Genomic DNA, 26,666 nt, shown 5'->3' on the forward strand with positions numbered 1-26,666 from the left:
TTTATCAATCCTCCGCCCGCTCAAAGAAATTGAGAATCATCTGGGCAGACCGTTTTCCAGCTTGGAGAATAAACTCATCAAATGATTGGCTTGCTTCTTCATCACCAGTATCCGACATCGCCCGAATGACCACGAATGGTACAGCAAACTGGTGAGCAACCTGCCCTACTGCGGCCCCTTCCATTTCACTACATAAAACATCGGGGTAAAGTTTCTTAATATGATTAATCTGTGCCGTTGAACTGATAAACTGGTCCCCTGAAACAATCAAACCACGCTTAACGGGCATCCCAACGCTCTGCGCCGCACTAACAATTTGGTTCGCCAACGTCGCATCCGCCTCAAAGAAACGCGGCTGATCCGGTAACTGACCAGGTGCATAATTAAAGGCAGTAGAGTTCACGTCATGGTACGCCACCTTTGTCGAGACCACCACGTCACCAACCTTCAATTCATCACCAATTCCGCCGGCCGAACCAGAATTAATTACACAGTCAACCTTAAAATGATCAATCAAAATCGCCGTCATCATCCCGGCCTGAACCTTGCCAATTCCTGATTCAACCATTGCTACAGCATGTCCGTTTAACGTTCCCGTTGAAAACGTTGCCCCCGCAATTACTACATCTTCGCGGCTCACTAGCCGCCGGCGTAACTCCTTAATTTCCTCTTCCATCGCACATAAAATTCCGTACCGCATAATGTGCCTCCTTAAAAATTAACAAACCGCATAAATAAATACGTTAACACAATTAAAATCACAAGCACTAGAATCACCCGGTTAAGTTTGCGTCCTAATCGCCGTGTTTTTTCATCATTAATGGCCTGTTGTTCCGCGAACCGGTGCTCTTTCCTAGTAGGGAGTGGTTCGTCCTCATCAGCTTGCCGGGCCCACTCAGGATCTTCCCGGTGAAAGTGTTCAGCTTGTTCACCTTGCGCTGCATCCCACTCCTGATCAAATTCTTCGTGTTGGCGCCGCCTTAACCGCTCATCGCCCATCAATGGTATCCTCCTTCAACTGCCAGTACCATAAAGCCATGATTGTTTTAGCATCACAGATTAACCCAGTTGCAATTTGCTGTTGCATCTCTGTAGGTGTCAGGGAAACAAGTTCGAGGAATTCATCGTCATCTTGGGGCAATTCATTGGTCACTGCCGCCAACCCCGTAGCGCAAAATAGGGTCATCTTTTCATCAGCAAAACCCGGTGACGTGTAAAACTGGGCAATCTGCTTTAAATGCGCGGCTTTCATCCGCACCTCTTCGTTTAGTTCCCGCTTTGCCGTTTGCAGGGGAGCCTCTCCTGGTTCAATTTTTCCGGCAGGAATTTCCAGCGTTACCTGCCGCAACGGTTCCCGCCACTGTTTTACAAGAATAATCTTGCCATCTTCTGTAAACGGAATTAATCCCACTGCCCCATGATGATGAACAATTTCCCGGTTTGCCGGGCGACCATTAGGGAGGCGCACCTTTTCCAACGTAAGATCAAGAATTGCCCCGTGATAAACTGTTTGCTCACCTTCAACGTGTTCTTTAAAGTTGATTTTCACCGCCACCCTTCGATTAAATTCACCGTTTAATTGTAGCATACCCAAAAGAAAGGTGCGCTAAGATACGTAGCGGAAAAACACAAACGAAACATACAACACAAATTTCCCATCCTCGCTTGCTTCACCGCCACTAGTTTCTTCCCCCAAAACAACAAGGGGGCTAAGACCTACGTCCTAACCTCCTTTTACTGCTAAGTTATAAATTTTCCATGTGTTCGTTATACTTCCGGTAGGCTTTTTCATCGAAAACCCGGTCAATTTCACCAATGTATTCGGTTACGCCATTTGTAAAACCATTTTTAAAACGATATAATCCATCATCTAGATCAACCTCGAAAATCCCCCCAAAATCATATATTTCTTTATTTGTTTCAATTGCCCACTTGATCATTTCCCATTGCATTAAATAATTAGGCATTAAATTGCGCTTATTATTGGTCGAACCACCGTACATATACCATACCCGGTCACCATAATTCATCGCAATTGCTCCAGAAAGAACTTCTTCATCATCATGTGCCAAATAAACCCGAACATGATTGCCAAACATATCCAGAACTCGTTCAAAATACTCTTTAGGTCTATAAGTTATATGCTGCCGCTTTGCCATTATTTCATGAGTATGGTAAAAAAGATCCAACGCTCGCGAAGAATTTGCATAATCAACGGTCACACCCTTCCTTTTAGCGAGCCGAATATTATAGCGAGTTTTACTATGAAATGACATTAACAACTCATCAATATTATCCAAAGTATATCCTGATATATTAAGAAGCATATTATACCGCGGCATAATTGTACCATGGCCAACAACGTTCTTATTCCGAACAGTAAATCCGGCTTCGCGTAACGCATGATCATATTTTTCTGTATATTCCACTTCCGGATCAGCACGTAAGACAAACACATCCTGTTGTTGTAAGTAATCGCTTGCCTCATCATAAAGTCGTTTTACAAGCGCCACATCATGAACATCACATACAGGTCCCTTTGAACAGTATGCTAATTTTTTCCCGTCAGCTTGCTTGTTGGCAATCATCAAAATGGACATTGCCCCTTCGAGCCTACCGGCATCATCTGTAACGTACACATAGCACGGTTCCCAGTTCGACTTCACCCGTCCCCACTCAACAGTTTGAGTTAGCTTCCGGTTAGGACTAGCCGCCAAAAAATCCATGTACTGTTTCAATTCAGCCTGGTCGTTCATATTTACAATCGGCATTTTGCTCACCTCATTAAAATTTATCCTTCTAGTTGCGGTGCTTCAAAAGTTCTTGCGCTAGATAATAGTCACCAGCATATGGGACGTGTCCCTCGTTTTTATAAATAAACTTTTCCCGGCCCTTTGCCGCCAATAACACTACATCATCCGCACGGGCATTGTTAATCGCTGCAGTTACCGCCTGTTTTCGATCAATAATCTGATGAACCGTCACGTTGGGTGCAATGTGGGCGATAATCGCCTGCATAATTTTTCGCGGATCTACGTTAGCACTATCATCCTCGGTGATGTATGCCACGTCGGCTTCCTCGGAAACGGCCCGTCCAATATCCGCGCGCCGGGATTCTGCCTTTCCGCCAACTCCCCCAACAACAACCACAACTTGGCCGTGAGGGTGTGTGCGGCGTAAATACTGGAGGGCCCGCTTTAAGCTGATGTAGTTATGTGCATAATCAACGCAAACCGTAAGACCATCTTCCGCCTTAAGCATTTCCATTCGCCCAGAAATAGTTGTTTCCGCTACCCCAGCAACGGTGGCCGGCACATCAGCACCACACAACCGGCTCACAATGATTGCCGGAACAGCATTTTCGTGGTTAAACGCCCCGACCATCTTCATTTCATACTGTCCGTTCACCGGCGGAACGGCAGTATTCATATTTAATAACGAAAAAACCTGCTCGTTGGCCGAATCATTTGCATACCGATAATCTCCTTGGTGTTTTCCATACGTAATCACCCGGGAACACTTTGCCCGCGCCTTAGCTAATAATAAAGATGCATAATCCGTTTCTGCATTAATTACCATTACCCGGCTATTCTTAAACAACTGGGTCTTACAATACAGATAATCATCGAAAGAAGGATGTTCAACCGGACTAATATGATCAGGAGAAATATTGAGAAAAACCCCAATATCAAACATAATTCCATATACCCGGTTAGTTTTATATGCTTGACTGGAAACCTCCATTACGAGATATTTCATCCCATTATCAATGGCCTGCCGCATTGACCGGAAAAGGTCAAATGATTCCATCGTCGTTAGCTTAGATTCCGTGTAATGCATCCCATCAACCGAATTTTCAACGGAAGAAAACTGCGCCACTTTTCCTGGTACCATGTGCTGAAGAATATGCCGGGTAAAGTATACTGCCGTCGTCTTTCCTTTAGTTCCAGTGAAACCAATTAGACACTTAAATTCCTTATCAGGGTAACCATAAAATGCCCGGGCAACCACAGCCATCGCCTTTTTTATGTCAGTTACGATTAACTGCACCACGGTCGCCGGAATTTTAGAAAAAACGTCCTCCGTAACGATCACCGATACGCCTGCCTGAATTGCTTCATCGAGATACGCACGCTTAAAATTACGACCCTTACAAAAGAAGAGGGTGTGGGCATCACTTTGCTTTGAATTGTACGAAATAGCTGTTAATCCCGTTGCTGAATCAATCTTTGGAAAAGAATAAGTCCACTGCTTATTCTGAACGGCCTCCTTAAAAAGGTGTGCGTGTTTCAACAACTCAACAACTGCACTTTCCGCTAACATCTTGTCCCCACCTTCATTATTTTATAATAAATTATTATTCTTCTAATCCATCAGTCATTGCTTCCGGGAAATCCTGCCGAACAACTGCGGCACACCGCCCACATAACAGTGCCAACTCACTATCGGTTCCTAGATCTTCCCGGTACATCCGACACCGGGGGCAAACTTCACCGGTAGCATGCTCAACCGATACGGCAACTCCCTCACCCTGAAGTGCATCTGCCGGCGCTTCATCGAGGGGCCGAATTACTAACTGCGAAACAATCATTACCTGACGAACATCTACCCCAAGCCGCGCGATCAACTCCTGTACGGAAGTATTTACGTAAAGGTTAACCCGCGCTTCAAACGACTTCCCGATTAACTTTGCATTCCGGGCCTCTTCCAGCGCCTTAAGAACGGTTGACCGGACTTTCATGAACTGCTCCCAATCAGTAAGAACACGGTCCTCGTGATTTTGATGTACCACTGCCGGCATTTCAGCCAACTGAGCAAATTCTTCCGGTTCTTTTAGGTACTCCCACACTTCTTCGGTTGTATGCGGAATAACTGGTGTTAATAATTTAGCCAACCGAACCGCAATGTCATACATTACCGTTTGCATGGAACGCCGGGCGTGACTATCATGCGTTTCAATGTAAATAACATCCTTAGCAATATCCATGTAGAAAGCGGACAGGTCAACGGTTACAAAATTAAGAATCTGCTTGTAAATATCCATGAAATTATACGTTGCAAAGTCATCTAAGATAGTTTTTGTAAGCCGGTTAGCCTTCATTTCCATGTACTGATCAAGGGGAAGTAAATCATCAAAAGCAACGTGATTTTCCTGCGGGTCAAAGTCTGCCGTATTAGCCAACAAGAAGCGGAAAGTATTCCGTAGTTTCCGGTAACTTTCAGCAATCTGTTGAAAACTTCCCATCGAAACACGAACGTCCGCTGACGTATCAACACTGAGAACCCATAACCGGATAATCTCAGCCCCCATTTGTTTAATTACCTTTTCGGGGACAATAGTGTTTCCTAGCGACTTACTCATCTTTCGACCCTTGCCATCAAGGGTAAACCCTTGGGAAATAACCTCCTTGTATGGTGCCTTGCCAGTCATAGCAACGCTTGTAATCAAGCTGGAGTTAAACCATCCCCGGTATTGATCCGAACCCTCTAGAACCAGATCCTCTGGGTAAGTTAAGTAATCACGCTCAGCACAAACCCCCTGGTAAGAAGAACCGGAATCAAACCATACGTCCATAATATCCGTTTCTTTGGTAAATTGACCATTCGGTGAATGTGGGCTAGTAAATCCTTCTGGAAGCAGATCCTTCGCCTCACGCTCAAACCACACATTCGAACCATACTTAGCAACCAAGTCAGCAACGTGATTAACGGTTTCTTGCGTAATGATTGCTTCACCATCTTCACCGTAAAAAATTGGCAAAGGAACTCCCCAAACACGTTGCCGGGAAATGACCCAGTCTCCCCGGTTTTTAATCATATTATGCAACCGTTTCTGGCCCCACTCTGGATGGAACTGAACATCATTAAGAGCAGTAAGAATCTCATCGCGAATCTTATCAACTGATGCAAACCACTGTGGTGTCGCCCGAAAAATAATCGGCTTCTTTGTCCGCCAGTCAAACGGATAACTATGCGTGTATGGCATAGACTTTAACAAGAGTTCCTGATCTGCCAGCTTCTTGAGCGCAATATCATTGGCATCCTCGTAAAAGACACCGTCAAAGTCCGCACCCGCTTCAGCAGTCAAGTATCCCTGATCATTAACCGGCGCAAAAATTGGTAACCCATACTTCTTTCCGACTATGTAGTCGTCTTCCCCGTAACCAGGTGCAGTATGAACCAAACCCGTTCCATCATCGAGGGTTACGAAATCACCAAGCATGGTAATTAGCTTTCGGGAGGCATCAAACGGGTGCGCCGCAACAACGTTTTCAAGTTCCGCCCCCCGAACCGTCTTAATAACCTGAACATTCTTCCAACCAAAAAGCTCCGCATTCTTATTAACTAACTCGGCGGCCATCACAAACCGCCGCTCGTCATCATCATGTGTCACTACTGCATAATCGAAATTCGCTGCAATGGTAATTCCCTCTGATGCTGGAATCGTCCACGGGGTTGTCGTCCACACTATCATATACGTTTGGTCATTATCCAAAACACCCTTACCATCAATTACCTGCTCCGCAAAGAATGCTGATGGCGACGTTACATCGTGGTATTCAACCTCAGCTTCTGCTAATGCCGACTCTGATGACCACGACCACCGAACGGGTTTTAATCCCTTATAAATCAATCCTCGTTCAGCCATCTTACCAAAGACCCGGATTTCGGCTGCTTCAAATTCTGGCTTTAGGGTAAGATACGGGTTATTCCACTCGGCACTAATCCCAAGGCGCTTAAAATCCGCGCGTTGTTTATCAACCTGTTTAAGGGCATATTGCCGACATTTTTCCCGAAAATCGTTGACTGAAAGAGTCTTTCGGTCAACCCCTTCTTTTTTAAGTTGTTGCTCGATTGGAAGCCCATGAGTATCCCATCCAGGAACGAACGGCGCGTAATACCCCATCATTGATTTTGAACGAACAATAAAGTCCTTGGAAATCTTATTCATGGCGTGCCCCATGTGAATGTTGCCGTTAGCGTACGGAGGGCCATCGTGAAGGACAAAACTTGGCTTTCCTTCGTTTAATTTTAACCGTTGTTCATAAACCTTATTGTCTTCCCACTGTTTCTGGCGCTCAACTTCCTTTACGGGAAGGTTTCCTCGCATTGGAAACTTTGTTTTCCCCATATTAAGAGTTTTTTTGATTCGCATAAATTTCTTCTCCTTCTTAAAAGTACAAAAAAATCCCGTCGCTCGGGACGAGATTTTCGTGGTACCACCCAACTTTAGGAGTGACAATCACTCCCCTTAGTGTAAAGATAACGGCATTAAGCCGGTAGTCCCTAATTTAGTTCAGAACCACATCCCAGCAACCGATCGCAATGAACGGAGGGAGGACTACCTCACACCATCGTAGCTCGCTGAACCTAATCACGTCCACCACATGTTACTGTTTGGAAATTAATATTACTGTTCGTTATCATCAACGACATTCCCCTGACCGTAATGCCGCCCAGTTGGCTTATCGTTCGTCTCAGGGAAAATTACGACCGTCTGCTCTTCATCGTCATTAGTGCCATCCTCAGCTACATCAGGCTGATTTTCGCTAACAGAGGATTCAGACTCGTCGTTTGTATCTGGAACTACCTGCTGTTCTTGCGGTACATTTGCAGTAAAGGACTGAACCGTCATTGCATCTTCCTTATTCATCGCATCGTCTTCGCGAATAGCATTCTGAATTTCTTCATAGGTACTTGTATCCCCTTGCTTCAGAATTTCATCCCACTCGCTCCCCTTAACAACTTCAAGCTGCGACTCCAACATTACCTGTAACTTCTGCCGGAAAATCCGCGCCTGTTTCTTTAAGTCATCAGTTTCAATTGCAAGCTGTTTAGCCTTAGCTGCAGCCTCATCAATAATGTGACGGGCCTTCTCATTCGCCTGGTCAATAATGTCTTGCCCTTGCTTTTGTGCTTCACGGTTAATAATGTCGGCTTCCCGTTGTGAATTTGCCTTAACCTTGTCAGCTGCTTCCTGAGCAACAATAATTGACTGATTTAGTGAATCCTTTAAATCGTTAAAGTATTTTAGTTTCTCCTCAAACTGCCGAATTTCTTCATTCAACCGGTCATTTTCCCGGAGCGAAGCCTCGTAATCCTTTTGAATTTGGTCAAGAAAGTCAACAACCTCATCCTGATCGAACCCACGAAACTTTATCTGAAACTCCTTGTTATGAATATCTCTTGGGGTCAATGCCATCCCCGACACCTCCATTAACTATCTCCTTGTTAATCGTATACCTTTTATCTAGAAAAGCAAGCTTACCGGTGACTATGGATAACCTCGCCACTAACACACAGTTTTCCCTTCTTGGTACGCTCCGATGCTATCCGCGTGATGCGAAACCGTCCCGCTTTTCTTACAGAAATAATATCATATTCGGCCACAGAATAGTTACCCTGATCGACCACACCCCAGTTAACCCGAACAAATTGGTGAGTAAGAATTTCCCTTACCCGTTGCCGGGAAAAATTAAACACCGCCGCAATAACTACGTCAAGGCGAATCGATGCAACAGTTAACCGTACTGGTTGCCAATCGCTCTGCGGCGTAATGACCGTTACTGTAGGAACTAGACTAACCTTAACCTGACCAATTCGCACAACTTGCGTTTGCAAGTACGTTGCAATTCTCTGCTCGCACATAAACTGCCACACTGTTCCATCGCTAATAATATCTCCCAGTACATTCCGGTCAATTCCACTATTAAGCAGTGTCCCTAAAATTTGGCGATGGGCTAATGTTGCAAACTTAACTGGATACCGAATCGTAAGCGGTGTAACTGCAAAATCAGCGTTTCTCGGGGAAAAGTAATCCGGAAAAACAAGTGCTCGACAACGCTCAGCTTCCGAATAACCGCCGAAAAAAGCCACCTTCACGGAACTACTTCCAGCGAGTGTGCGTAATATATACTGTGCCCGCGGATCAAGAAAGTGCGTCGTTACCGGCCGGTATTCACTTTCCGCTTGTGCAACCACCCCGCTAAGCTGGTCAATTAACGGCCGCTCGGCGGGGCGGAAATGCTGGTAAATATTTGCGTTCATGTTTAACTACAATATCCGCAAAACGACAAATACACCATACTCGATAAACTGTAAAGCAATTAATCCTACCCACGGGGCAAATGAAATCCCGAAAATTGGCGGAATAAAACGCTCAAAAATTTCCAAATATGGTTGACAAAGACGCGTCAGTAATTGACCGAGCTTTGTCTGGTAAGCATTCGGGAACCAGGACATAATGCAGTACACCAAAATCAGCAATGAGTACAGTTGAAAAAGGCCCTGAATAATTTGTCCAATCATCCTTTGCTAATTCCCCCTAGCTTTAATTACCGTTTCCGGTGCCGAAAGAAAGGTGGTTTACTTAACTCATCCTCTTCCTTGGCATCGGCATTATTCTGCTGGTCGTTGTAGACGTTGAAATCATCTTTTTGAATATTCCGAAAGGCATTCTCCCGTTCATTTTGAAAGGCCTGCCGGTTATTCCCGTTTTCCCGACTTAAGTTCCAATTGTTAAACGGATCAGAATGTTGGTTTGAAGCCTGACTCATCCCAGCATTTCCACTTTGCCGTGACTGGGAAGCGACTGATTGCTGCATTCCATTTCCGCGACTTCCCCGGTTACGGTTCCGACCAGCCTTCTTCTTATTAGCATCAATTCCCGTTGCAATTACCGTAACAATCACAGTATCCTCATCAAGGTTCTCGTTAATGGAAGTTCCAAAAATGATGTTAACATCATCGTTCGCAGCCTGAGCAACAATGTCAGAAGCCTGCTGTGCTTCGAATAAACTCAGATCCGGACCACCAGTAATGTTTAACAGTACTTGTTGTGCTCCTTCAATCGAAACCTCAAGAAGTGGTGAATGGATTGCTGCCTTAGTAGCTTCTTCCGTCCGATTTTCACCGCTTGCAGTTCCAATCCCCATTAAGGCAGAGCCTTGATCCTGCATAACCGTCTTAACGTCAGCAAAATCCAAGTTAACGTATCCCGGCGAGGTAATCAGGTCAGAAATCCCCTGAACACCTTGCCGGAGAACGTTATCAGCTTCCTGGAAGGCCTGAAGCATCGGTGTCTTCTTATCAACAATTTCAAGTAACCGATTATTGGCAATAATAACCAACGTATCAACGTGTTCCTTCAGTTTTGCAATTCCATCAGCCGCAAAAGTTGCTCGCTTCGGTCCTTCGAAACTAAATGGCCGGGTTACAACTCCCACAGTAAGGGCTCCCTGTTCTTTTGCAACCTTAGCAACAATGGGAGCAGCCCCCGTTCCGGTTCCTCCACCCATTCCGGCAGTAACAAAAATCATATCAGCGCCGTCAAGCTGCTGAGCGATTGCATCCTCACTCTCTTCAGCGGCCTTCTCACCAACTTCCGGATTTGAACCAGCTCCAAGTCCCTTTGTAAGTTTGGGACCAATTTGAATTTTAGTCTCCGCCTTAGACTTTTTCAATGCTTGAATATCCGTGTTAGCAACGATAAACTCAACGCCCTTAACGTCATCTTCAATCATCCGGTTAACAGCATTACCACCGGCACCACCAACACCAATGACCTTAATCTTTGCGCCGACTTCGTTTGAATCCATTGAGAATTCCATCCCTTCATCCTCCATTTTCATTAATCCATTGCCCGTTCAAAGAATTCAGATAGCTTCTGCCACCAACGATGAAAAAGCGTTCCAATCTTCGAGGTACCACTTTCCTTCGGTTGCTTGGACGCTACTTCACGAACTGGCTCATTTCCCTGTTTCCGTGATTGGAATGGTCGAAATGGCCGTGGATGCCGCTCTTCAATCTCTGTAGAAGAACTTTCCTCTGCACCCTCATCAAGAGGTTGTTCCTGGAAATTATCACTAGCAAGAGCATCCTTAACAATGCGATCAACGCCACGTTGCCGGGCAATATACTGTGTCAACCCCAGCACCCCAGCAAACTTAGGATCACGCAGATTCATCTCTTGCGGGACGTAAACACGCACATTCACGTCTAAAACATCCTCTGCCAGCTCTTTAATTCCAGGCAATGCCGCTGTTCCTCCCGTAAGGACAACTCCCCCCGGAAGTGATAATGCGTCAACCTGTTCCAACTCATCCCGTAACTTTTCAAAGATTTGCTCTAGTCGCGCCTCGATAATTTCAGCAAGATACTCCTCCGTAATTTGTTGCGGTTCTTGCTGGCCCACAACCTGCACGGGGAAAACATCATCCTTAGAAGCCATCGTGGTATCTGCATAACCATAATTTTGTTTAAGAAGCTCAGCACTTTCAATTGAAGTATTTAACACAACCGAAATATCACGGGTAACAAAATCGCCACCCTCTTGATCGACGTATGTATACTTCAACTGATGATCATGAATAACTGCGGCGGTCGTTTGCCCACCGCCGATATCAATCGTTACCGCACCGAAATCACGCTCATCATCAGTTAATGCAACGTCAGCAACCGCCAACGGCATCACAACCGTTCCATTAACTTCAAGGCCCGCCCGCTCAATGCACTTTTTAACGTTGTGTACAATTGTCTTAGGACCAGTGTACATAACACCGTCCATTTCCATCCGTACACCGAGCATTCCTCGCGGATCCTGGATCCCGTCAAAACCATCAACAATGAACTCCTCAGGAATAATGTCGATAACCTCACGTTCGGGCGGTAGGTTTTGCACCAGAGCGGCCTGGGTTACACGCCACACATCGTTTGAAGTGATTTCTTTTGACGCACTATCACCCGCTAAACTTACGGCAATTACGCCGCGGCAGCGTTCAATCTGAAGCATGTTAGCGGGAATCCCAACCGTGACTTCTGAAATGGTTTTCCCGGAACGCTGCTCGGCTTCTTTAACCGCAGACTGAATAGCACCGACCACCTGATCAATGTCTACAATCACACCACGACTAAGTCCAGCAGATGGAGCATTACCGTAACCGATAATATTAATTTGATTATTGATATATTCTGCAATTATCACCTTAACGGTTGACGTTCCAATATCAAGGCCTGCAAAAATTCCAGAATCATCCATCAAATTACCCTCCTATCTCTATAATATCTTGCTAATTAAATGTAAAAGCGGACGCTATATCCGGCCTTAAACTTGCATAATTTTAGTATACACAAATCAAGGACGCAAAACCATAGTTCCGCTAGAGTTTTACTTGTTTTTATCACTAAAAGGATAAGAATACGCGCCGACCTCAAAGTCAACGACACCCTTCGCCTTCATTTTAGCGGCAATTGCCGGATAATACTTCATTTTAGCAGCAAACGTATCAACCCTGGCGATGACCTCATTACCACTGTTCATATATAAGTGAACACGCTGCGGATCAATCCTGTTCGGTTGAGCATGAATCTCTGAAATCGCCTGCCGCACTTTTGTGGGTAACCGATTCACCTGTGCCGCCATTGCACGCAATTCACGTGCCTTGAACCCGTAAAAAATAGGATAATTACCGTCAATTCGTTGAATTTTCGTTTGTCCAACAGCACCGCTTGCTAAAACCTTATAATACTGACCAGCTTTCCGTTGATAACCAACAATTGGGTATTCCCGTACCCGCAAAACAACTTGCCGGCCAACAATTTGAACCGTTACGCTCCGAACAGAATTAACTTTCTGCTTTATTTGGCGATCAACCTCAACCATTCGTGGATAAACCATTATTAATGACTGCCGTGGTTGGAGTTGACTGGCTTGCACAATTGCCTGTCCCGTTGCGTTATCAGTTCCCGTTACCCGAACCGAAGAAATCCGGCTAATCGGAAGCACACTAATAACTGTAACCATTACAGCAACTGAAAAGCCGATTACCAATACCAGCGCCCGCCGACGCACCCGTGACAATCGACGTGCTTCCTTCCTTGGCCCTTGTACTGTAGTTTCCGGCAGCCGCTTGCCCGCTTCTTCCTTTAATGGGACTTGCTCACTAGTATCCCGCAGTAATTGCTGCGCTTTTGGCGTTAACTTTTCGTTTTTTTCATCAGAATGACGCTTCTGCTGTCGGAGAGAATGCTTAGTTACCGTTTTTTCTTGCAGCCAACGAAGTGCCCCTTTTTCATTCTTGAGTTTTGCAGCCACCGGTAATTTTTGCGGTTTATCCGTTACATTGCCCAACTTGGTATGATGTTTTTCTGCCCGTTTCTTGCGCCGTTCCGCTCGTTCCCAAGGCGTCAAAGCCTCTTGGTGCGGGCGGTGAAAAATGCTTGCCATGCTTATCCCCCCTTATTTCTGTGATGTGGTAATTAATTCACGAAGGATTGCATATACACGGTCAGCAGCATCTGGGACCCCAGCCTGTCGGGCACTCACCGTCATTTTCTGCCGTCTTGAACCATCTGCCATTAACTCATTAGCGCTAACAAAGAGCTTCTTTCCAGTTAATCCCTCTTCAGGCAGAAGTTCTGCAGCACCCCGTTTAACCAAACTCTTAGCATTTTTTGTTTGGTGATCGTTCGTAACGTACGGACTCGGAATTAAAATCGACGGAATTCCCACCGCCGTGATTTCAGCTAAACTCGTTGCCCCTGCCCGACCAACAATGCAGGCAATTTCCGGTAAGATAGCAGGCATGTCCGGAATATACGACTTCACAACCACGTTACTAGGAACTTTATTCTTAATGCGCTGCATTACCATGTCATAATGCGCTTTCCCCGTCGCAAAAAGGACCTGATATTCCGGATGCTGTCCAAACAATGGTAAAGCGTCTGCAACAGCCTCATTCATATGAAGAGCTCCCCGTGATCCCCCAAAAATCAATAATGTTGGTTTATCCGCCGTTAACCCATATTCAGTTGCTAAACGCCCAGTCGGGTGCATTTGGTTTACCTGTTGTGCCCGGGGGTTTCCCGTTAAAACGACTTTTTTTGAAGGAAAGGCTGGCGCTGCATCCGGAAAACAAATCCCTACCTTGTCAACAAAGTGTCCCAAAAATTTGTTGGTGACCCCCGCAACGCTATTTTGTTCATGAATCATTGTTGGAATATGTAACCGGCTAGCGGCAAAGACCACCGCACTGCAAACGTAACCACCAGTTCCAACAACAACATCTGGTGCAAACTCCCGAATAATTCCCTTTGCCACCTGTATACTCCGCAAAAAAAGTGCAACAGTTTTAATGTTTTCAAATGAAAGTGACCGTTTAAATCCCTGAATCTTAATCGACTTAAAGGCAATTCCAGCATCCCGAACAATCTGACTTTCAAGCCCCTTTTCGGTCCCAACGTAAAGAATTTCTGAGTCAGGCTCATGCCGTTTAACAGTTTCAATCAGAGCTAATGCAGGGTAAATGTGTCCCCCTGTACCACCACCAGAAATAATTAACCGCACCTAGACCACCTCATTTTTCAATTGCTCAATTGCTTCAATGTACTTATCACCACGAACCTCAAACGTTGGCCACTGATCCCAACTTGCACACGCTGGCGATAGTAAAATCGTACTTCCTGGTTGACTATGCTCATATGCAACCGGAACAGCTGCCACAGCATCGTTAACGTGAATAATCTGTGGAACCTGCGCCTGTTTTCCGGCAGTAGCAATTAAATCGGCCGTTTCACCAAATACAATCAACGTATCAACCTTATTATGCATGGCTGGCGCTAACCGTTCAAAAGTGAACCCCCGGTCTAATCCTCCAGCCAATAAAACAACGTGGTCCTTAAAACCAGCGAGCGCCTTTAACGTTGCCTCGATATTCGTCGCCTTCGAATCATTATAAAAGATTCGATCATTAATCGTTGTAACGTACTGTGTTCGATGCCGGACACCATTAAACGTGGTCAAAATATGTTTAATAACGGAATTGTCAACGTCCATTAACTTCGCAACTGCAATCGCAGCGAGCGCGTTTTCAACATTATGGCTCCCGGGAACCTTAATTTCACTCGCTGCCATAATCCGCTCACCGCGAAAATACAGGTCCCCATTCTGTTCGTAAGTCCCTGTTTGAATCCGGTTTTCCCGGGAAAACGGAACAACCTGTGCTTTAGTATGCACACTTATCTCCTGCCACTCAGGATTATCCCAATTGATCACGAGGTAGTCATCCTGTGTTTGGTTCATCATAATTCTCATCTTAGCCTGCACGTAGTTTTCCCTGGAACCATGGTAATCCGTATGTGCTGTATAAATGTTAGTAATCACCGCAATATGGGGATGGAGTTGTTGAATTCCCATTAACTGAAAACTTGATAATTCAGTTACTAGATAATCATCGCTAGTTACTTGAGGCGCAACCTGCGTCACCGGAACGCCAATGTTTCCAACAGAATAAGCATGTCCTATCAGCGATTCATCAAGCATCTTTGTAATTAACGTCGTCGTTGTTGTTTTCCCGTTTGTTCCCGTAACACTAATAAACGGCGCCTCTGACACGACATACCCTAATTCAGGTTCAGTAATCACCGGGATGGCTCGTTTAACCGCAGCAGCAACAAGGGGATTATTATAGGGAATCCCTGGATTTTTAACCATGAGATCCGCCCTGTCCAAAAGGGAAAGCGGATGACTCCCAGTTATCACTTTAGCACCAGCCCGTTCCAATGCAGCGACTTCTTTCAGATCTTTAGGAGTTTGCCGATCATTCACCGTTACGTTTGCTCCAAGGCGTATCAACAGCTTGGCCGCACTTACCCCACTTTTTCCTAATCCAAGAACTAGAACGTTTTTATTCCGATAATCGCTAACCTTTTTCATCACTGCAACTTCCTTTATAAACTATCAAATAATAACTACTAACGTAATTGCCCCAACAACCGCGCCGACCAACCAAAAGACCGTATCAATTTTCCATTCATTCCACCCGTCCATTTCAAACTGGTGATGAATTGGCGTCATTTTAAATAACCGTTTCCCGGTTCGGTGGTAATAAGTAACCTGAATAATAACGGTTGCTGTTTCAATAACGAAGATGATTCCAATAAATAGCAACGAAAATGGATGTTGCAAAAGAAGTGAAACCGCCGCGAGCGCTCCACCTAATGCCAACGAACCCATATCACCCATAAAAATCTTTGCTGGGTTATGATTAAAAATGAGAAAGCCTATTAACGCACCAACAACTGCAACACAGAAAAGCATAATACCAAATTGATCCTGATAATAAGCAAGGCATGCATATAACGCAAAGGCAATCGCCGCCTGACCAGCAACTAACCCGTCAATCCCATCAGTTAGATTAACCGCATTCGAGAATCCAACCAACCAGAAGATAATAAATAAAACGTACAAAATTCCCAGTTGAATTGGTTGTCCCAAAATGGTGATGCTTAATGGGAAGCCAGCATGCCAGTAGCCAAATGCAAAGAGAAGTGCAAGAATCACTTGAAGTAAAGCTTTCTGCCATGCCCATAATCCTCGATTATGCTTCTCTATCATCTTAATTACGTCGTCCACAAATCCTACTACACCATATAAAACCAATGTTGTTACCAAAATTATAGTATCAAAGTGTAATGTATTAGTTAAAAACATTCCAACAAGACTTACAATTACGATAGCAAAGTTAAACACTAACCCTCCCATTGTTGGGGTACCACTCTTTTTCTCATGCCATGATAACCCTATTTCAAATATTGCCTGACCTAATTTTTTCCGCCGATCATACCAGATGAGAACCGGCATCAGTAACACTACTAAAATAAAACTCGTCACAAAGGGTATTAACAATTCAAGCACCATTATTAGCTCCTTTACAATTTTCTATTTTAATTTAATGAATAACCTCTGGCTCCGATTAAAAGATTTTCCTGGTCTAATGCTTTGTTTAGTAACAAAACCAGTTCCTTTATAGGAAACATTCAACCCAACTAATTTAGAAAATTTAGCAACATCATTTTGGGACCACCCTTGCATATTCGGAATAGTTAATTGTCCATTCGTAAGCATAAAAATCTTACTTCCTTGCACAACTGCAGCACCGCTCTCATCCAACTGTTTTGTAACCTTTTCTCCTTTTCCAATGACCACCGGAGTCAAGCCTAACCTATTCAACCTCTGAACCGCTATCTGTGTTTCCATCCCTGAAACGTTAGGCGCTTTAATTGTTTTAGTTCCAATGTTCTGCGCCGAGGTTTCCTTATCACTATTCAAAACCTTACGCATAAAACCTTTGTACACATCACCTATAGTTTCATCGCCAAGCCCGTCTTTTAAAACATTTGGTTGTTTAACAAGCACGTAGCAGAGATATTTAGGATACTTAACCGGTGCAATCCCCATGACATCAAAAATATATTGACCTGGACCGCCTTTAATGTACCCTCGTCCATCTGAGCGAGCAATTTGTGCTTGGCCATCCTTTGCTCCAGTCTGGAATCCCTTAATATGAAATGGTTTCGTTCCTAACGCAATTGGATTAGTTACATACATTTGCATCATATTTCGTACCTGAGCAGCCGTTTTGGCTGTAATAGGCCTACCAACAACCCTTGTTTTCGTTCGATAAATAATCCTCCCTGTATTCGGGTTCACAATTTTATTAATGAATCGTGGTTGCACCATCTTTCCTTTATTAGCAACTGCACTGTACGCTTGAATCATCTGCATTGACGTCACGTCAATGCCTTGCCCATAAGAAGTATTTGCCTGTTCAATCGGTAATTTAAACAGTACGCTTCCTGAACGTTCGATTCCGAGACCAGAATGTGTACTTTTAAGAAAGCCAAATCGTTTAATGTAATCCAACCACGTCTTTTCTCCCATCTGTTGTTCTAGATGGGCAAAACCAACATTCGACGATTTCAAATAGGCTTCGCTATACGAAATTGACCCCCAACCGTTTTGATCCCAGTCAGTAATCAATCCACCATCAAGTTCATATTTCCCCGACTGATAGTATCCGTTAGGTTGAAAATGACCGCTGTTAATTGAAGCAGCTAACGTAATAGTCTTCATGACCGATCCTGGTTCATATGCCTCTTCAATTAAAGAATTCCGCCAAATCTGATCCAATCCAACCTTTGTCTGCGCGTTAAAGGATGGCCGCTGCCCGGCCGCTAAAATTTTACCGGTGTGCGGATCCATCAAAATAATCTGCATTTCTTGGGGATGATACTTCTTTTGGGCGGCGGTCAACGTTTCTTCCAAATAGTTCTCATATTTAGGATTAAATGTCGTGTAAATATCATCGCCGTTGACTGGTTTCCGGTACTTCATCCGTGAACTCGGAAGTTTGATTCCTAATCGATCCGCAGCATATTTTCGTACCCCATTATGCCCTGCAAGATACTTGTTATACTGTTTTTCAATCCCCATTACACCAGTTAAGTTACCGTTCTTTTGCTGGGCAATCCCAATGACATGCGACGCGAACACGCCATAAGGATACATCCGCGCCTGAGCAGGAGTAAACTTAACCCCGCTTAGATGGTACGATTGAATTTTCTCTTTCGTTTCCAGGGAAATGTTCCTTCCAGCGCTCCCAAATTCAACTTGATAAAGATCACTGTTTTTAGGATTTAAAATCCGATAAACCTTTTTCGGCTCCATTCCCAGGTTCTTCCCAAGAATTTGGGCCGCTTTATGTTTCTGGCTTTGCGGAAGATACTGCTTTTTCCCATAAGCTTGCGCCTTCTTAGAAAGGACCACGTAAACCGTATACGTTGTTGCGTTTTCCGCAATCGGTTGCCCCGTCGCATCGTAAATATTCCCACGTTTCGCCTTAATATCAATCGCATTAGAATACATCTCGCGCACACGAACAGAAAGGTTTTGTCCATCTGCGTGATGGGTGATTCCTACATAAAAAAAGCGACCGATAAAAATCGCAAAAAGAAGGATTACCGCCCAGAAAAGCACTTGACCGTAAAGCTTATTTGGTTTCTTTTTTACCGATTGCTTTTGACGTTTATTCATTTAACTACATTCCTTACGTTCTTTTTGTTCATTGTGAGGCCTTTTTGTTTGGCAATCCCCATCAACCGCGTTCGGCTTCCCAACGTGCCAATTTCTTCTTTAAGGTTGGCGTTCCGGGTCTGAACCCTCGTCACCTGATCGGTAATGGTTTGATAATTAAACTCGGCATGTGTTTGGTTAATATTTGTCGCAATCACCCCGAGCGTAAGTAAAAACATCCACACTCCCGCAAGCGCAAAGCTAACTTTCTCATGCTTCTGCAATGGCGTTGGCCGTCGTAACGTAACTTGGTGTCGATGCGTTATCACCTGATCAGCGTTCTGTGGAGTTACTTTCCGTGCCGTACTTGTTCGTGCCATCCTTGTCATCCTCACTTTAAATCATTTGATCCGTTCAATTACACGTAACTTTGCCGAATGTGCTCGTCGGTTAACCGTCACCTCATCCACGGGCGGGGTAACCGGTTTACGAACGACCAACCGGTAATCCGGCTGATCCTCTTTTGGAATAACCGGTAATCCGGCAGGAAGATTGGGAACCATCGCCCGCTCCCGAAACATTCGTTTTACTAATCGGTCCTCTAGCGACTGAAAAGTAATTACACTAATCCGACCACCTGGTACCAATAGGCTAAGCGCCTGTGCCAATGATTCTTCCAATGCACCAAGCTCATCATTCACTGCAATCCGAATTGCCTGAAAAGTTCGCTTAGCGGGATGCCCTCCCGTTCGCCGGGCTTTAGCCGGAATCGCTTGTTTAATTAATTCAACCAGCTGACCCGTACTTCCAATTGGTGCTTCTTCCCGGGCCCGCTCAATATGGCGGGCAATTGATTTAGCGTACTTTTCTTCACCATAACGAAAGAAGATTCTCACTAAGTCAGCATATGACCACTCGTTAACAATCGTTCTGGCAGTTAACTGTTGTTCTTGATTCATCCGCATATCTAGCGGCGCATCGTTCCGATAACTAAACCCGCGGGTAACATCGTCAAATTGTGGCGACGAAACCCCCAAATCATATAAAACACCATCAACCGTTGTAATCCCCAGTGTTTCTAAACGTTTTTGGAGATTTCGAAAATTATCCTGAACAAGCACTAACTTACCAGCAGTAATCTCCCTCTGGTACTGTTCTTCGTTAAAGGTGATTGCCGTTCGATCTTGATCAAACGCAACCACTTTCCCGGTAGAACCTAACCGGTGTAATAACTCACCGGTATGTCCACCGCCGCCAAGCGTACAATCAACATACAATCCAGTGGGCTGTACATTAAGGTAATCAACCGCCTGGCGCTTCAAAACAGTAATATGGTTAAAGGCGCTCATAAAAGTCTCCTAAAAATCAATATCCATCATATCTTCGGCAATTTCGTCAAAATTCTCTTCAACATTATCAGAAAATTCGCTCCAGCGTTCTTCTGACCAAATTTCAAACCGATTAGAAACACCGACTACCACACACTTCTTATTAAGCGCAGCATGCGCCCGAAGTGTCTTGGGAATGTTAATCCGTCCTTGTTTATCAAATTCACACTCCGTAGCTGCCGAATAGAAGAACCGAACAAATGCCCGCGCATTCTTCTTCGTTAATGGAAGCTGACGTAATTTTTCTTCAAGGTTATTCCACTCAGTTAGTGGATACCCAAACAAGCAGCCGTCCATGCCCCGAGTGATCACAAATTGCGGGCCTAGTACATCCCGAAATTTTGCCGGAATAATTAACCGTCCCTTTGAATCAACGGTATGCCGATACTCACCCATAAACATCGGACTTCACCACCCTCCATTACGTCAGTCTTAATGATACTACCACCATCCCCCACTTTCAACCACATGGTTACCCTAATCTCCCACTTCATCCTTTTTTAATAAACATGTTCCGGAGAGCTAAAACTAGCTTTCTCCTCCACACTAATTAAGAAACTTTTACGGGGTATATTCATTCCAAAAAGCGACGATTTTAAATACAACAAAAGAGGTCGCAACTCTTGTTGCAACCTCTTCTACAGGCTTAAATATTGTACTTAACTAAATAAACTTACTAGCCAATCCAACCAATAGGCCGACATAGGTGACTACCATTAACAAATCCAACAAGCGCCAAATTCGGATAAAGAACGTTGTTATTCGAAACGGCGTATCTTTTATAAAAATAACTATCGCCATTAATAAACCCATTACCGCAATGATTACTGCGATAAATGGTAATACTGAAATTGCGAAGACTTGAACGGATAAAAAATGTGCTCCAATTAACAACAACACACACTCCACATCAAGCAAATGCAACCGTGCGGGCCAAAAACGGGGAAACAAGCGGCGAATAAACTTCATTATTAGCCATAAAATTACCATTAACGTAATTTGTCCGTACCAGTGTGTAATCATGAAATATCCTCCGTTTCGCACGACCTACTCCTCATTATTATAATGCTCCCCCCTTAGAATGCAACGCTCCCACCATTGACACTTTTATCATTCCCCGGTAAACTACCACGTGAAGTTTAAAATGAGGAATGATTAAAATGGCGCGTAATAAAAAGAAAAAATCAACATTTCAAAAAATTACTATGTTCGTTGTATGGATAATGTTGATTTTTACTGTGGGTGCTGTAATTATTGGCTCAGTTGGCGCTCTTATCGGTTATTAATACAAACGACTTATCCATAACAGTCACGTTCAATGATAGATTTATAAATATAATCAGCCAATAATCCTCAACGGCATGGGGGTTCAGTATTAATAAATTTTCTATGAAATTGTTTTTTATCACGACTTTGTAACCAAATTAATTTGTTTGCTATATTTAAATTATAATTATGCTTTATAATTAGTAAATAATTAGCATACATGTGAATTAACACTTCACATTCTAGTTAATTCACATGTATGGTACGCTAAGTAATATTTGAATTTTGTTTCGATTATTAACACTCATGTAAACTTAATAATCGCAAAACAAAAAGCAGTCTACTAAACTGCTTTGTTGAATATTTTTGTTAATCGTTAATATAAATTCAAATATATATTATTTATTATCAACACCCTTAACGCCTATTTCGCGAATCATATTGATATCTACTAATAATTTATTCATTGAAGGAATAGCATACTCAATAACAACAGGTATTTCTGCCGGAAGGCGGCTAACCATTAATTGCCAGTTATACTCCCCCAACCTACTGAGTTCAACATTTTTTTGATTAATAATATTTTTTAAGTGAAATGTAGTTATCTGCGGTAATAAGTGCTCGAATGCACGCATACTATCCTCTTCAATCCAACGCCAATTTCCACTATCAAAACAATATCCTATCCGCACACTATGTCCAAATAAATGCTTAAAATTAGATTCAATTACCGATAAGCGACCATACTTGTTCGGTTGGTTTTCAAGTTCAACCAGCATCCCCTGACAAAATACTTCCTTCAATGAATGTTCTAAACCATCGTCTATTACTGGTTGTTTTCCCCAACTAAACTTCAACTCATCCAAATCATAATCCTTTGCCAGACGTAAATAATCAAAAATTTGTCCATTTATTTGAGAAGCATCAAAAAAATCATGCGCTACCGACAAATAAAATTTCCAGTTGTTTTGGTAACATACCTCACGGATTAAGCTCAACTCTTTATTCATTGTTGCAGGATTGAATAATTCACTTCGAACTTGAATGCCATCAATTGGAAGTCCTGCTAGTTGTTGAACTGCTTGAACTTGTGTCATCTTATTTGGAATTTGATTACCAAATACAGCTGTGTTAATAATCACCTTCATCTAAAATCACTCCATTATAAATGGCGCGACTGCACCATAAAGCGCTGCATCGTTATGTAGCTGTGCAGCTTTGATTTCGGTATCAAGAAATCCTTTTGGTAAATGACGCCTAACAGCCGTTTTTAAAGGCTTAATTAGGCATTCTTCTTGAAGAGAAACTGCTCCTCCAATCAATAATAATTCCGGATCGATAATCAGAATAATATTAGCAAGTCCTCTTCCAATTTCATCAAACCATTTCATCATAATATGCCCGACATTTGGATCTCTATCCATCTGCGCAAAAGCGTCAATAGGTGTTAATCCTAGACCTGACAATCGTTTTTCTAAAGCAATAGTGGATGAACGCTGCTCCCATGTTAAATAGTTATCAAGACCAGCATCCATATATCCTACTGAGTTTGCTCGCCAATGAGCGCCGTTGATTAATTTTCCATCAACGTAATGAGCTCCCCCAATTCCTGTTCCCAGGGCTACACAATACACATCTGTATACGATTGTGCGCAACCACACAACAACTCACCCAACAATGCCGCATCAACATCATTTACCACGCGAATAGGAAGATGAACACTTGCACTAAGTGTTGACCCCAGTTCAGTCCCCATATACCCTGGAATGGTTGGCCCAGCATACATAATCCGACCATTTTTCTCATCAACAATACCAGCGGTACTAATCCCCACCCCGCTGCAATGCTCACACGCACAAACTTTACGACTAACTTGATCAATTATTTTAAGAATACAATCATTTTGATTACGGTTTGTTGAATACTTACCGACATAGGTAATCCCTTGAGATTCGTCTATCAATGCCGCTTTAATAGTGGTTCCGCCCACATCAAAAGCAAGGTACTTGTTCACGACCAATCACCTTCCTAAATAATCAACCCTCCAAAGCATCTGTAAATCTTTTAGTGATCTGCTGTGGGCGCGTAATGGCTCCTCCAACCACAACCGCATGAGCACCTAAATCAATGACCCGCCGTGCTTTCGCTGGACTATCAATTTTTCCTTCACAAATTACTGGAACATTAGCCACCTTTAAAACCTCTTTAAGATATTCAAAATCGTTGTCTGCGATGTTTAATCCCGTAGTTTCCGGAGTATACCCATGCATTGTTGTTCCAATCAAGTCAAATCCCAATTCGTTTGCAGCACGCACATCTTCAATCGAACCCGTATCGGCCATAACCAATGTTTCTGGAAATTCCACATGACATTTTTTAACCATTGCTCCTAAATCAGTCCCCTGAGGGTGCGGTCGATTAGTACAATCCGTTGCAACTACTGCCACCCCAGTTGCAGCAACAGCCCGCATCTCTTTCATTGTTGGTGTAATATACACTGGACTGTCATCATAATCACATTTAATAATTCCAATAATTGGCAATGAAACTTCATCCTGAATTGCCTGAATATCAACAATTGAATTAGCTCGAATTCCTGCAGCATTTGCCTGGCTCGCCGCCCTTGCCATCCTAGCCATAATAAACGAACTATGCAGTGGTTCATCTTCTAAAGCCTGACACGAAACAATTAGCTTGCCTTGCGTTTGTTCTAAAAAAGCATTCATTACCTACACTCCTTTACACTATTTCAAATATTTAACTGCAATTTCATGAGCTTTCCGTTTCATTTCAGCAGTAGGTTTCCTCATTGGCTCACGGGTAAATCCAGCATGCACACCTTGCTCTTGTAAAAGCAATTTAATACAGTTATATAAATCATTGTCGAGAATCGCTGAAATTAAATCATTAGACTGCCGCTGCATTTCCCTAGCTGTAATAATATCGCCTTCATTAAACGCTTTAATTTCCCGTTTTACCCGCGGAGTGTTAACGTTAAATGTTGAACCAATACAGCCATCAACCCCAAGCACAAGTGCTGATAATAACATTTCGTCAAACCCAGAATAAATTTTTTTATCCGGAAATTTATTCCTGAGACGTTCTAACAGATAAAAGTCATTGTTTGTGTATTTAATCCCAACTATTTTAGGATTTGCTAATAATTCTTCAAATTGTTTAAGTGACAAAGCCACCCCCGTCAACGCCGGGATTGAATATACAATTAATCGTGTATCTAAACCTTCAACAATGGTATCATAGTAGTTTTTAATTTCATCAAAATCAAAATGATAGTAAAATGGCGTTACCGCCGAAATCGTTGAATAACCAAGAGTATTTACTACATAATTTGCCAGCCTTTTTGCCTGAACGAGATTGGGTGATCCCACTTGAGCAATTAAATCACATGCGCCAGCCGCTTCCTCAATTGCAATCTTAAAAATCTTCTTTTTCTCTTCTTCATCAATTAAAAATGCTTCACCTGTACTTCCGCCTACATATAGCCCATCAACGTGCATTTTATCAATGTTATAACGAATAATTTCCCGAGTCCCTTGTTCATCAAGATTACCATTCTTGTCAAACGCCGTCATCAATGCTGAATATACCTTTTGCATTTTTATTCACTCCTTATTTAATATTTTTATTGATAGTTTTTAATGTTAATCCAACAATATCCTTAGTGCTCTTTTTAAACAAACTGAAAACATATCCTAAGACCATACTTCCAATGAAGCCAATACAACTTACCAACAGTGCGTTTACTCCGTGAGATTGAATGAAATAACAAATTAAAGATGTCAATAACATTCCTAACGTAGCGCCAAAACCATTAGCACGTTGGCTTAAAATCCCCAACGCAAACGTCCCGGCGATTGGAACACCAAAAAGACCGAAAAGCGACAGATATGCATCTAACATATCTTCCCGATGAACTTTAATTAACATTAACGTACAGATAAGACTCATCAACCCAACTACTAAAATTGTAATACGAGTTAATTTCATACTCATTTCATCGCTTTTATCCTTCATAAACCGTTTTTGAAAATCAGTTACTACACAAGCAGCGGTACTATTTAAACTAGAGGCAATCGTTGCTTGTGATGCTGCAAAAATAGCGGCAATAATTAACCCTGCGATTCCTGCTGGAATTTGGGTTAAAACAAAGTATGGGACAATTGCAGCAGTGTTAAAACCTACCGGTAAATGCCCGCCATTGTGATAGAAACTAAATAAAACAGTCCCCATTCCATAAAATAATGGAATTGTAATTAATGATAAAATTGCATTTGTCCAGATTGACTTAGCAATATGTTTTCGATCCGTCGACGTTGTATACCGCTGAACAACATCCTGAGAAGCCGTATATTGATATAAACTATTAAAAATTTGCCCCAATAGAATAACTGGAACAGTTGCTTTAACAAGACTCCATGAAAAATCACTCCGAGTTAAGATTTTTCCTTGACTAACCGTTGTCCTCATTACTGAATTCCATCCACCATGAGTCCGATAAATTGCAAATCCAATTATGATTGCTGCACCACTTAACAATAAAATCCCTTGAATAACGTCACTCCATATAACACCTTCCATACCACCGTGATACGTATAAACTATACATAATCCTGTAATTAACAATGCAACCCAGTACGGATTAATCTTAATGATCGATTCCAACGCAACCGTTGGTAAATAAATAACAATGGCTATTCGTCCTATGTGGAATAGTATAAATAACAAGCTACTAAATATTCTGAGAAACGGGTTAAACCTTGCTTCTAAATATTCATATGCTGTAGTTACGTTTAATTTTTGAAAAAAAGGAATATATAAACTGATAATAATTGGTGCAATTAAAAAGATAGACAAATTCCCAAAAGCGTACGCCCAATCAGTATCAAAAGATTTAGCTGGCGTCGACATATAAGTAATTGCACTTAGCGTTGTTGCAAAAATACTAAAACCAACTGCCCAGGCTGGAACGTGACTCCCTCGAGCTTTGAAAAATTCCTGTGAATTTTTATTACTTCGCTTTTTGAAATAATAACCCACAAACAACATCAAAATTAGATAACCAATTAACACAACCCAATTTAATGTACCAAACCCGTGCTTTGCCATATACAAGACCCCTTTCAAGGAACATGTAATCGCT

General features: G+C 42.9%; 26 protein-coding genes. 1 reads left to right on the forward strand and 25 read right to left on the reverse strand.

Going from position 1 to position 26,666, the window contains the following annotated elements:
- Nucleotides 1-4 precede the first annotated feature (4 nt).
- From ACI3EZ_RS01835 to ACI3EZ_RS01930, 20 genes are all read right to left on the reverse strand, one after another.
- Nucleotides 5-700, reverse strand: a complete 696-nt coding sequence (locus tag ACI3EZ_RS01835; RefSeq protein WP_405025334.1) for a 5'-methylthioadenosine/adenosylhomocysteine nucleosidase — start codon at nucleotides 698-700, stop codon at nucleotides 5-7.
- Between the two features lie 11 nt (nucleotides 701-711).
- Nucleotides 712-999: a hypothetical protein gene (locus ACI3EZ_RS01840; RefSeq protein WP_405025335.1), complete on the reverse strand. Its 288-nt coding sequence runs from the start codon at nucleotides 997-999 to the stop codon at nucleotides 712-714.
- Nucleotides 989-1,543, reverse strand: coding sequence for an NUDIX hydrolase (locus ACI3EZ_RS01845; RefSeq protein ID WP_405025460.1), 555 nt, complete (start codon nucleotides 1,541-1,543; stop codon nucleotides 989-991). Before ACI3EZ_RS01845 ends, ACI3EZ_RS01840 begins: the two co-directional genes overlap by 11 nt.
- 202 nt (nucleotides 1,544-1,745) lie before the next feature.
- Entirely contained in the window at nucleotides 1,746-2,771 is a 1,026-nt protein-coding gene (locus ACI3EZ_RS01850; protein WP_405025336.1) for a lipid II:glycine glycyltransferase FemX, read from the reverse strand.
- A gap of 28 nt (nucleotides 2,772-2,799) precedes the next feature.
- Nucleotides 2,800-4,323 (reverse strand): UDP-N-acetylmuramyl-tripeptide synthetase, encoded by a 1,524-nt coding sequence (murE, locus tag ACI3EZ_RS01855; protein WP_405025337.1) that lies wholly within the window; start codon nucleotides 4,321-4,323, stop codon nucleotides 2,800-2,802.
- A gap of 34 nt (nucleotides 4,324-4,357) precedes the next feature.
- A complete protein-coding gene (ileS, locus tag ACI3EZ_RS01860; RefSeq protein WP_405023907.1) occupies nucleotides 4,358-7,156 on the reverse strand; it encodes an isoleucine--tRNA ligase in 2,799 nt (932 codons plus the stop codon).
- Nucleotides 7,157-7,411: 255 nt separating this feature from the next.
- A complete protein-coding gene (locus tag ACI3EZ_RS01865) occupies nucleotides 7,412-8,203 on the reverse strand; it encodes a DivIVA domain-containing protein (RefSeq protein WP_405023908.1) in 792 nt (263 codons plus the stop codon).
- A 62-nt stretch (nucleotides 8,204-8,265) separates the two neighbouring features.
- Complete coding sequence (locus ACI3EZ_RS01870; RefSeq protein WP_405025338.1) at nucleotides 8,266-9,048, reverse strand: RNA-binding protein; 783 nt, start codon at nucleotides 9,046-9,048, stop codon at nucleotides 8,266-8,268.
- A gap of 6 nt (nucleotides 9,049-9,054) precedes the next feature.
- The gene (locus ACI3EZ_RS01875; protein WP_405023910.1) at nucleotides 9,055-9,309 is read right to left on the reverse strand and encodes a YggT family protein; all 255 of its coding nucleotides are present in this window, start codon (nucleotides 9,307-9,309) and stop codon (nucleotides 9,055-9,057) included.
- A 26-nt stretch (nucleotides 9,310-9,335) separates the two neighbouring features.
- A complete protein-coding gene (gene ftsZ / locus ACI3EZ_RS01880; RefSeq protein WP_405025339.1) occupies nucleotides 9,336-10,610 on the reverse strand; it encodes a cell division protein FtsZ in 1,275 nt (424 codons plus the stop codon).
- 20 nt (nucleotides 10,611-10,630) lie between these two features.
- The gene (gene ftsA / locus ACI3EZ_RS01885; RefSeq protein WP_405025340.1) at nucleotides 10,631-12,037 is read right to left on the reverse strand and encodes a cell division protein FtsA; all 1,407 of its coding nucleotides are present in this window, start codon (nucleotides 12,035-12,037) and stop codon (nucleotides 10,631-10,633) included.
- A 129-nt stretch (nucleotides 12,038-12,166) separates the two neighbouring features.
- Entirely contained in the window at nucleotides 12,167-13,225 is a 1,059-nt protein-coding gene (locus tag ACI3EZ_RS01890) for a cell division protein FtsQ/DivIB (RefSeq protein WP_405025341.1), read from the reverse strand.
- Nucleotides 13,226-13,237: 12 nt separating this feature from the next.
- Nucleotides 13,238-14,344 (reverse strand): undecaprenyldiphospho-muramoylpentapeptide beta-N-acetylglucosaminyltransferase, encoded by a 1,107-nt coding sequence (gene murG, locus ACI3EZ_RS01895; protein ID WP_405025342.1) that lies wholly within the window; start codon nucleotides 14,342-14,344, stop codon nucleotides 13,238-13,240.
- Nucleotides 14,345-15,712 (reverse strand): UDP-N-acetylmuramoyl-L-alanine--D-glutamate ligase, encoded by a 1,368-nt coding sequence (gene murD / locus ACI3EZ_RS01900; RefSeq protein WP_405025343.1) that lies wholly within the window; start codon nucleotides 15,710-15,712, stop codon nucleotides 14,345-14,347.
- Nucleotides 15,713-15,736: 24 nt separating this feature from the next.
- The gene (mraY, locus tag ACI3EZ_RS01905) at nucleotides 15,737-16,696 is read right to left on the reverse strand and encodes a phospho-N-acetylmuramoyl-pentapeptide-transferase (protein ID WP_405025344.1); all 960 of its coding nucleotides are present in this window, start codon (nucleotides 16,694-16,696) and stop codon (nucleotides 15,737-15,739) included.
- A gap of 21 nt (nucleotides 16,697-16,717) precedes the next feature.
- Nucleotides 16,718-18,871, reverse strand: coding sequence for a penicillin-binding protein (locus ACI3EZ_RS01910; RefSeq protein ID WP_405025345.1), 2,154 nt, complete (start codon nucleotides 18,869-18,871; stop codon nucleotides 16,718-16,720).
- Nucleotides 18,868-19,230: a cell division protein FtsL gene (gene ftsL / locus ACI3EZ_RS01915; RefSeq protein WP_405025346.1), complete on the reverse strand. Its 363-nt coding sequence runs from the start codon at nucleotides 19,228-19,230 to the stop codon at nucleotides 18,868-18,870. Before ftsL ends, ACI3EZ_RS01910 begins: the two co-directional genes overlap by 4 nt.
- A gap of 21 nt (nucleotides 19,231-19,251) precedes the next feature.
- Nucleotides 19,252-20,199 (reverse strand): 16S rRNA (cytosine(1402)-N(4))-methyltransferase RsmH, encoded by a 948-nt coding sequence (gene rsmH / locus ACI3EZ_RS01920; RefSeq protein WP_405025347.1) that lies wholly within the window; start codon nucleotides 20,197-20,199, stop codon nucleotides 19,252-19,254.
- A 9-nt stretch (nucleotides 20,200-20,208) separates the two neighbouring features.
- Nucleotides 20,209-20,640, reverse strand: coding sequence for a division/cell wall cluster transcriptional repressor MraZ (mraZ, locus tag ACI3EZ_RS01925; protein WP_405025348.1), 432 nt, complete (start codon nucleotides 20,638-20,640; stop codon nucleotides 20,209-20,211).
- Nucleotides 20,641-20,901: 261 nt separating this feature from the next.
- On the reverse strand, nucleotides 20,902-21,261 hold the full coding sequence (locus ACI3EZ_RS01930; RefSeq protein WP_405023921.1) for a DUF3397 family protein: 360 nt from the start codon (nucleotides 21,259-21,261) through the stop codon (nucleotides 20,902-20,904).
- A 137-nt stretch (nucleotides 21,262-21,398) separates the two neighbouring features.
- Between ACI3EZ_RS01930 and ACI3EZ_RS01935 the strand changes: the two genes are divergently transcribed.
- Nucleotides 21,399-21,524, forward strand: coding sequence for a DUF4044 domain-containing protein (locus ACI3EZ_RS01935; protein WP_405023922.1), 126 nt, complete (start codon nucleotides 21,399-21,401; stop codon nucleotides 21,522-21,524).
- A 378-nt stretch (nucleotides 21,525-21,902) separates the two neighbouring features.
- Here the strand turns inward: ACI3EZ_RS01935 and ACI3EZ_RS01940 are convergent, their stop codons facing one another.
- Genes ACI3EZ_RS01940 through ACI3EZ_RS01960 form a run of 5 tightly spaced genes read right to left on the reverse strand, consistent with a single transcriptional unit; the run spans nucleotide 21,903 to nucleotide 26,632 of the window.
- Nucleotides 21,903-22,652 (reverse strand): hypothetical protein, encoded by a 750-nt coding sequence (locus tag ACI3EZ_RS01940; RefSeq protein ID WP_405023923.1) that lies wholly within the window; start codon nucleotides 22,650-22,652, stop codon nucleotides 21,903-21,905.
- A gap of 6 nt (nucleotides 22,653-22,658) precedes the next feature.
- Complete coding sequence (locus ACI3EZ_RS01945; protein WP_405023924.1) at nucleotides 22,659-23,519, reverse strand: ROK family protein; 861 nt, start codon at nucleotides 23,517-23,519, stop codon at nucleotides 22,659-22,661.
- Between the two features lie 22 nt (nucleotides 23,520-23,541).
- Complete coding sequence (locus ACI3EZ_RS01950; RefSeq protein ID WP_405023925.1) at nucleotides 23,542-24,231, reverse strand: N-acetylmannosamine-6-phosphate 2-epimerase; 690 nt, start codon at nucleotides 24,229-24,231, stop codon at nucleotides 23,542-23,544.
- A gap of 18 nt (nucleotides 24,232-24,249) precedes the next feature.
- A complete protein-coding gene (locus tag ACI3EZ_RS01955) occupies nucleotides 24,250-25,122 on the reverse strand; it encodes an N-acetylneuraminate lyase (RefSeq protein ID WP_405023926.1) in 873 nt (290 codons plus the stop codon).
- A 13-nt stretch (nucleotides 25,123-25,135) separates the two neighbouring features.
- Nucleotides 25,136-26,632, reverse strand: coding sequence for a sodium:solute symporter (locus tag ACI3EZ_RS01960; protein WP_405023927.1), 1,497 nt, complete (start codon nucleotides 26,630-26,632; stop codon nucleotides 25,136-25,138).
- Nucleotides 26,633-26,666: the final 34 nt, after the last annotated feature.

This window comes from Ligilactobacillus sp. LYQ60, assembly GCF_045033015.1.
Classification (GTDB): Bacteria; Bacillota; Bacilli; order Lactobacillales; family Lactobacillaceae; genus Ligilactobacillus.

Bases quoted from the DNA above. Each gene is read 5' to 3' on its own strand.
- ACI3EZ_RS01835 (WP_405025334.1), bottom strand. From the start codon at position 700: ATGCGGTACGGAATTTTATGTGCGATGGAAGAGGAAATTAAGGAGTTA.
- ACI3EZ_RS01840 (WP_405025335.1), bottom strand. From the start codon at position 999: ATGGGCGATGAGCGGTTAAGGCGGCGCCAACACGAAGAATTTGATCAG.
- ACI3EZ_RS01850 (WP_405025336.1), bottom strand. From the start codon at position 2,771: ATGCCGATTGTAAATATGAACGACCAGGCTGAATTGAAACAGTACATG.
- murE (WP_405025337.1), bottom strand. From the start codon at position 4,323: ATGTTAGCGGAAAGTGCAGTTGTTGAGTTGTTGAAACACGCACACCTT.
- ileS (WP_405023907.1), bottom strand. From the start codon at position 7,156: ATGCGAATCAAAAAAACTCTTAATATGGGGAAAACAAAGTTTCCAATG.
- ACI3EZ_RS01865 (WP_405023908.1), bottom strand. From the start codon at position 8,203: ATGGCATTGACCCCAAGAGATATTCATAACAAGGAGTTTCAGATAAAG.
- ACI3EZ_RS01870 (WP_405025338.1), bottom strand. From the start codon at position 9,048: ATGAACGCAAATATTTACCAGCATTTCCGCCCCGCCGAGCGGCCGTTA.
- ACI3EZ_RS01875 (WP_405023910.1), bottom strand. From the start codon at position 9,309: ATGATTGGACAAATTATTCAGGGCCTTTTTCAACTGTACTCATTGCTG.
- ftsZ (WP_405025339.1), bottom strand. From the start codon at position 10,610: ATGGAATTCTCAATGGATTCAAACGAAGTCGGCGCAAAGATTAAGGTC.
- ftsA (WP_405025340.1), bottom strand. From the start codon at position 12,037: ATGGATGATTCTGGAATTTTTGCAGGCCTTGATATTGGAACGTCAACC.
- ACI3EZ_RS01890 (WP_405025341.1), bottom strand. From the start codon at position 13,225: ATGGCAAGCATTTTTCACCGCCCGCACCAAGAGGCTTTGACGCCTTGG.
- murD (WP_405025343.1), bottom strand. From the start codon at position 15,712: ATGAAAAAGGTTAGCGATTATCGGAATAAAAACGTTCTAGTTCTTGGA.
- mraY (WP_405025344.1), bottom strand. From the start codon at position 16,696: ATGGTGCTTGAATTGTTAATACCCTTTGTGACGAGTTTTATTTTAGTA.
- ACI3EZ_RS01910 (WP_405025345.1), bottom strand. From the start codon at position 18,871: ATGAATAAACGTCAAAAGCAATCGGTAAAAAAGAAACCAAATAAGCTT.
- ftsL (WP_405025346.1), bottom strand. From the start codon at position 19,230: ATGGCACGAACAAGTACGGCACGGAAAGTAACTCCACAGAACGCTGAT.
- rsmH (WP_405025347.1), bottom strand. From the start codon at position 20,199: ATGAGCGCCTTTAACCATATTACTGTTTTGAAGCGCCAGGCGGTTGAT.
- mraZ (WP_405025348.1), bottom strand. From the start codon at position 20,640: ATGTTTATGGGTGAGTATCGGCATACCGTTGATTCAAAGGGACGGTTA.
- ACI3EZ_RS01930 (WP_405023921.1), bottom strand. From the start codon at position 21,261: ATGATTACACACTGGTACGGACAAATTACGTTAATGGTAATTTTATGG.
- ACI3EZ_RS01935 (WP_405023922.1), top strand. From the start codon at position 21,399: ATGGCGCGTAATAAAAAGAAAAAATCAACATTTCAAAAAATTACTATG.
- ACI3EZ_RS01940 (WP_405023923.1), bottom strand. From the start codon at position 22,652: ATGAAGGTGATTATTAACACAGCTGTATTTGGTAATCAAATTCCAAAT.
- ACI3EZ_RS01950 (WP_405023925.1), bottom strand. From the start codon at position 24,231: ATGAATGCTTTTTTAGAACAAACGCAAGGCAAGCTAATTGTTTCGTGT.
- ACI3EZ_RS01955 (WP_405023926.1), bottom strand. From the start codon at position 25,122: ATGCAAAAGGTATATTCAGCATTGATGACGGCGTTTGACAAGAATGGT.
- ACI3EZ_RS01960 (WP_405023927.1), bottom strand. From the start codon at position 26,632: ATGGCAAAGCACGGGTTTGGTACATTAAATTGGGTTGTGTTAATTGGT.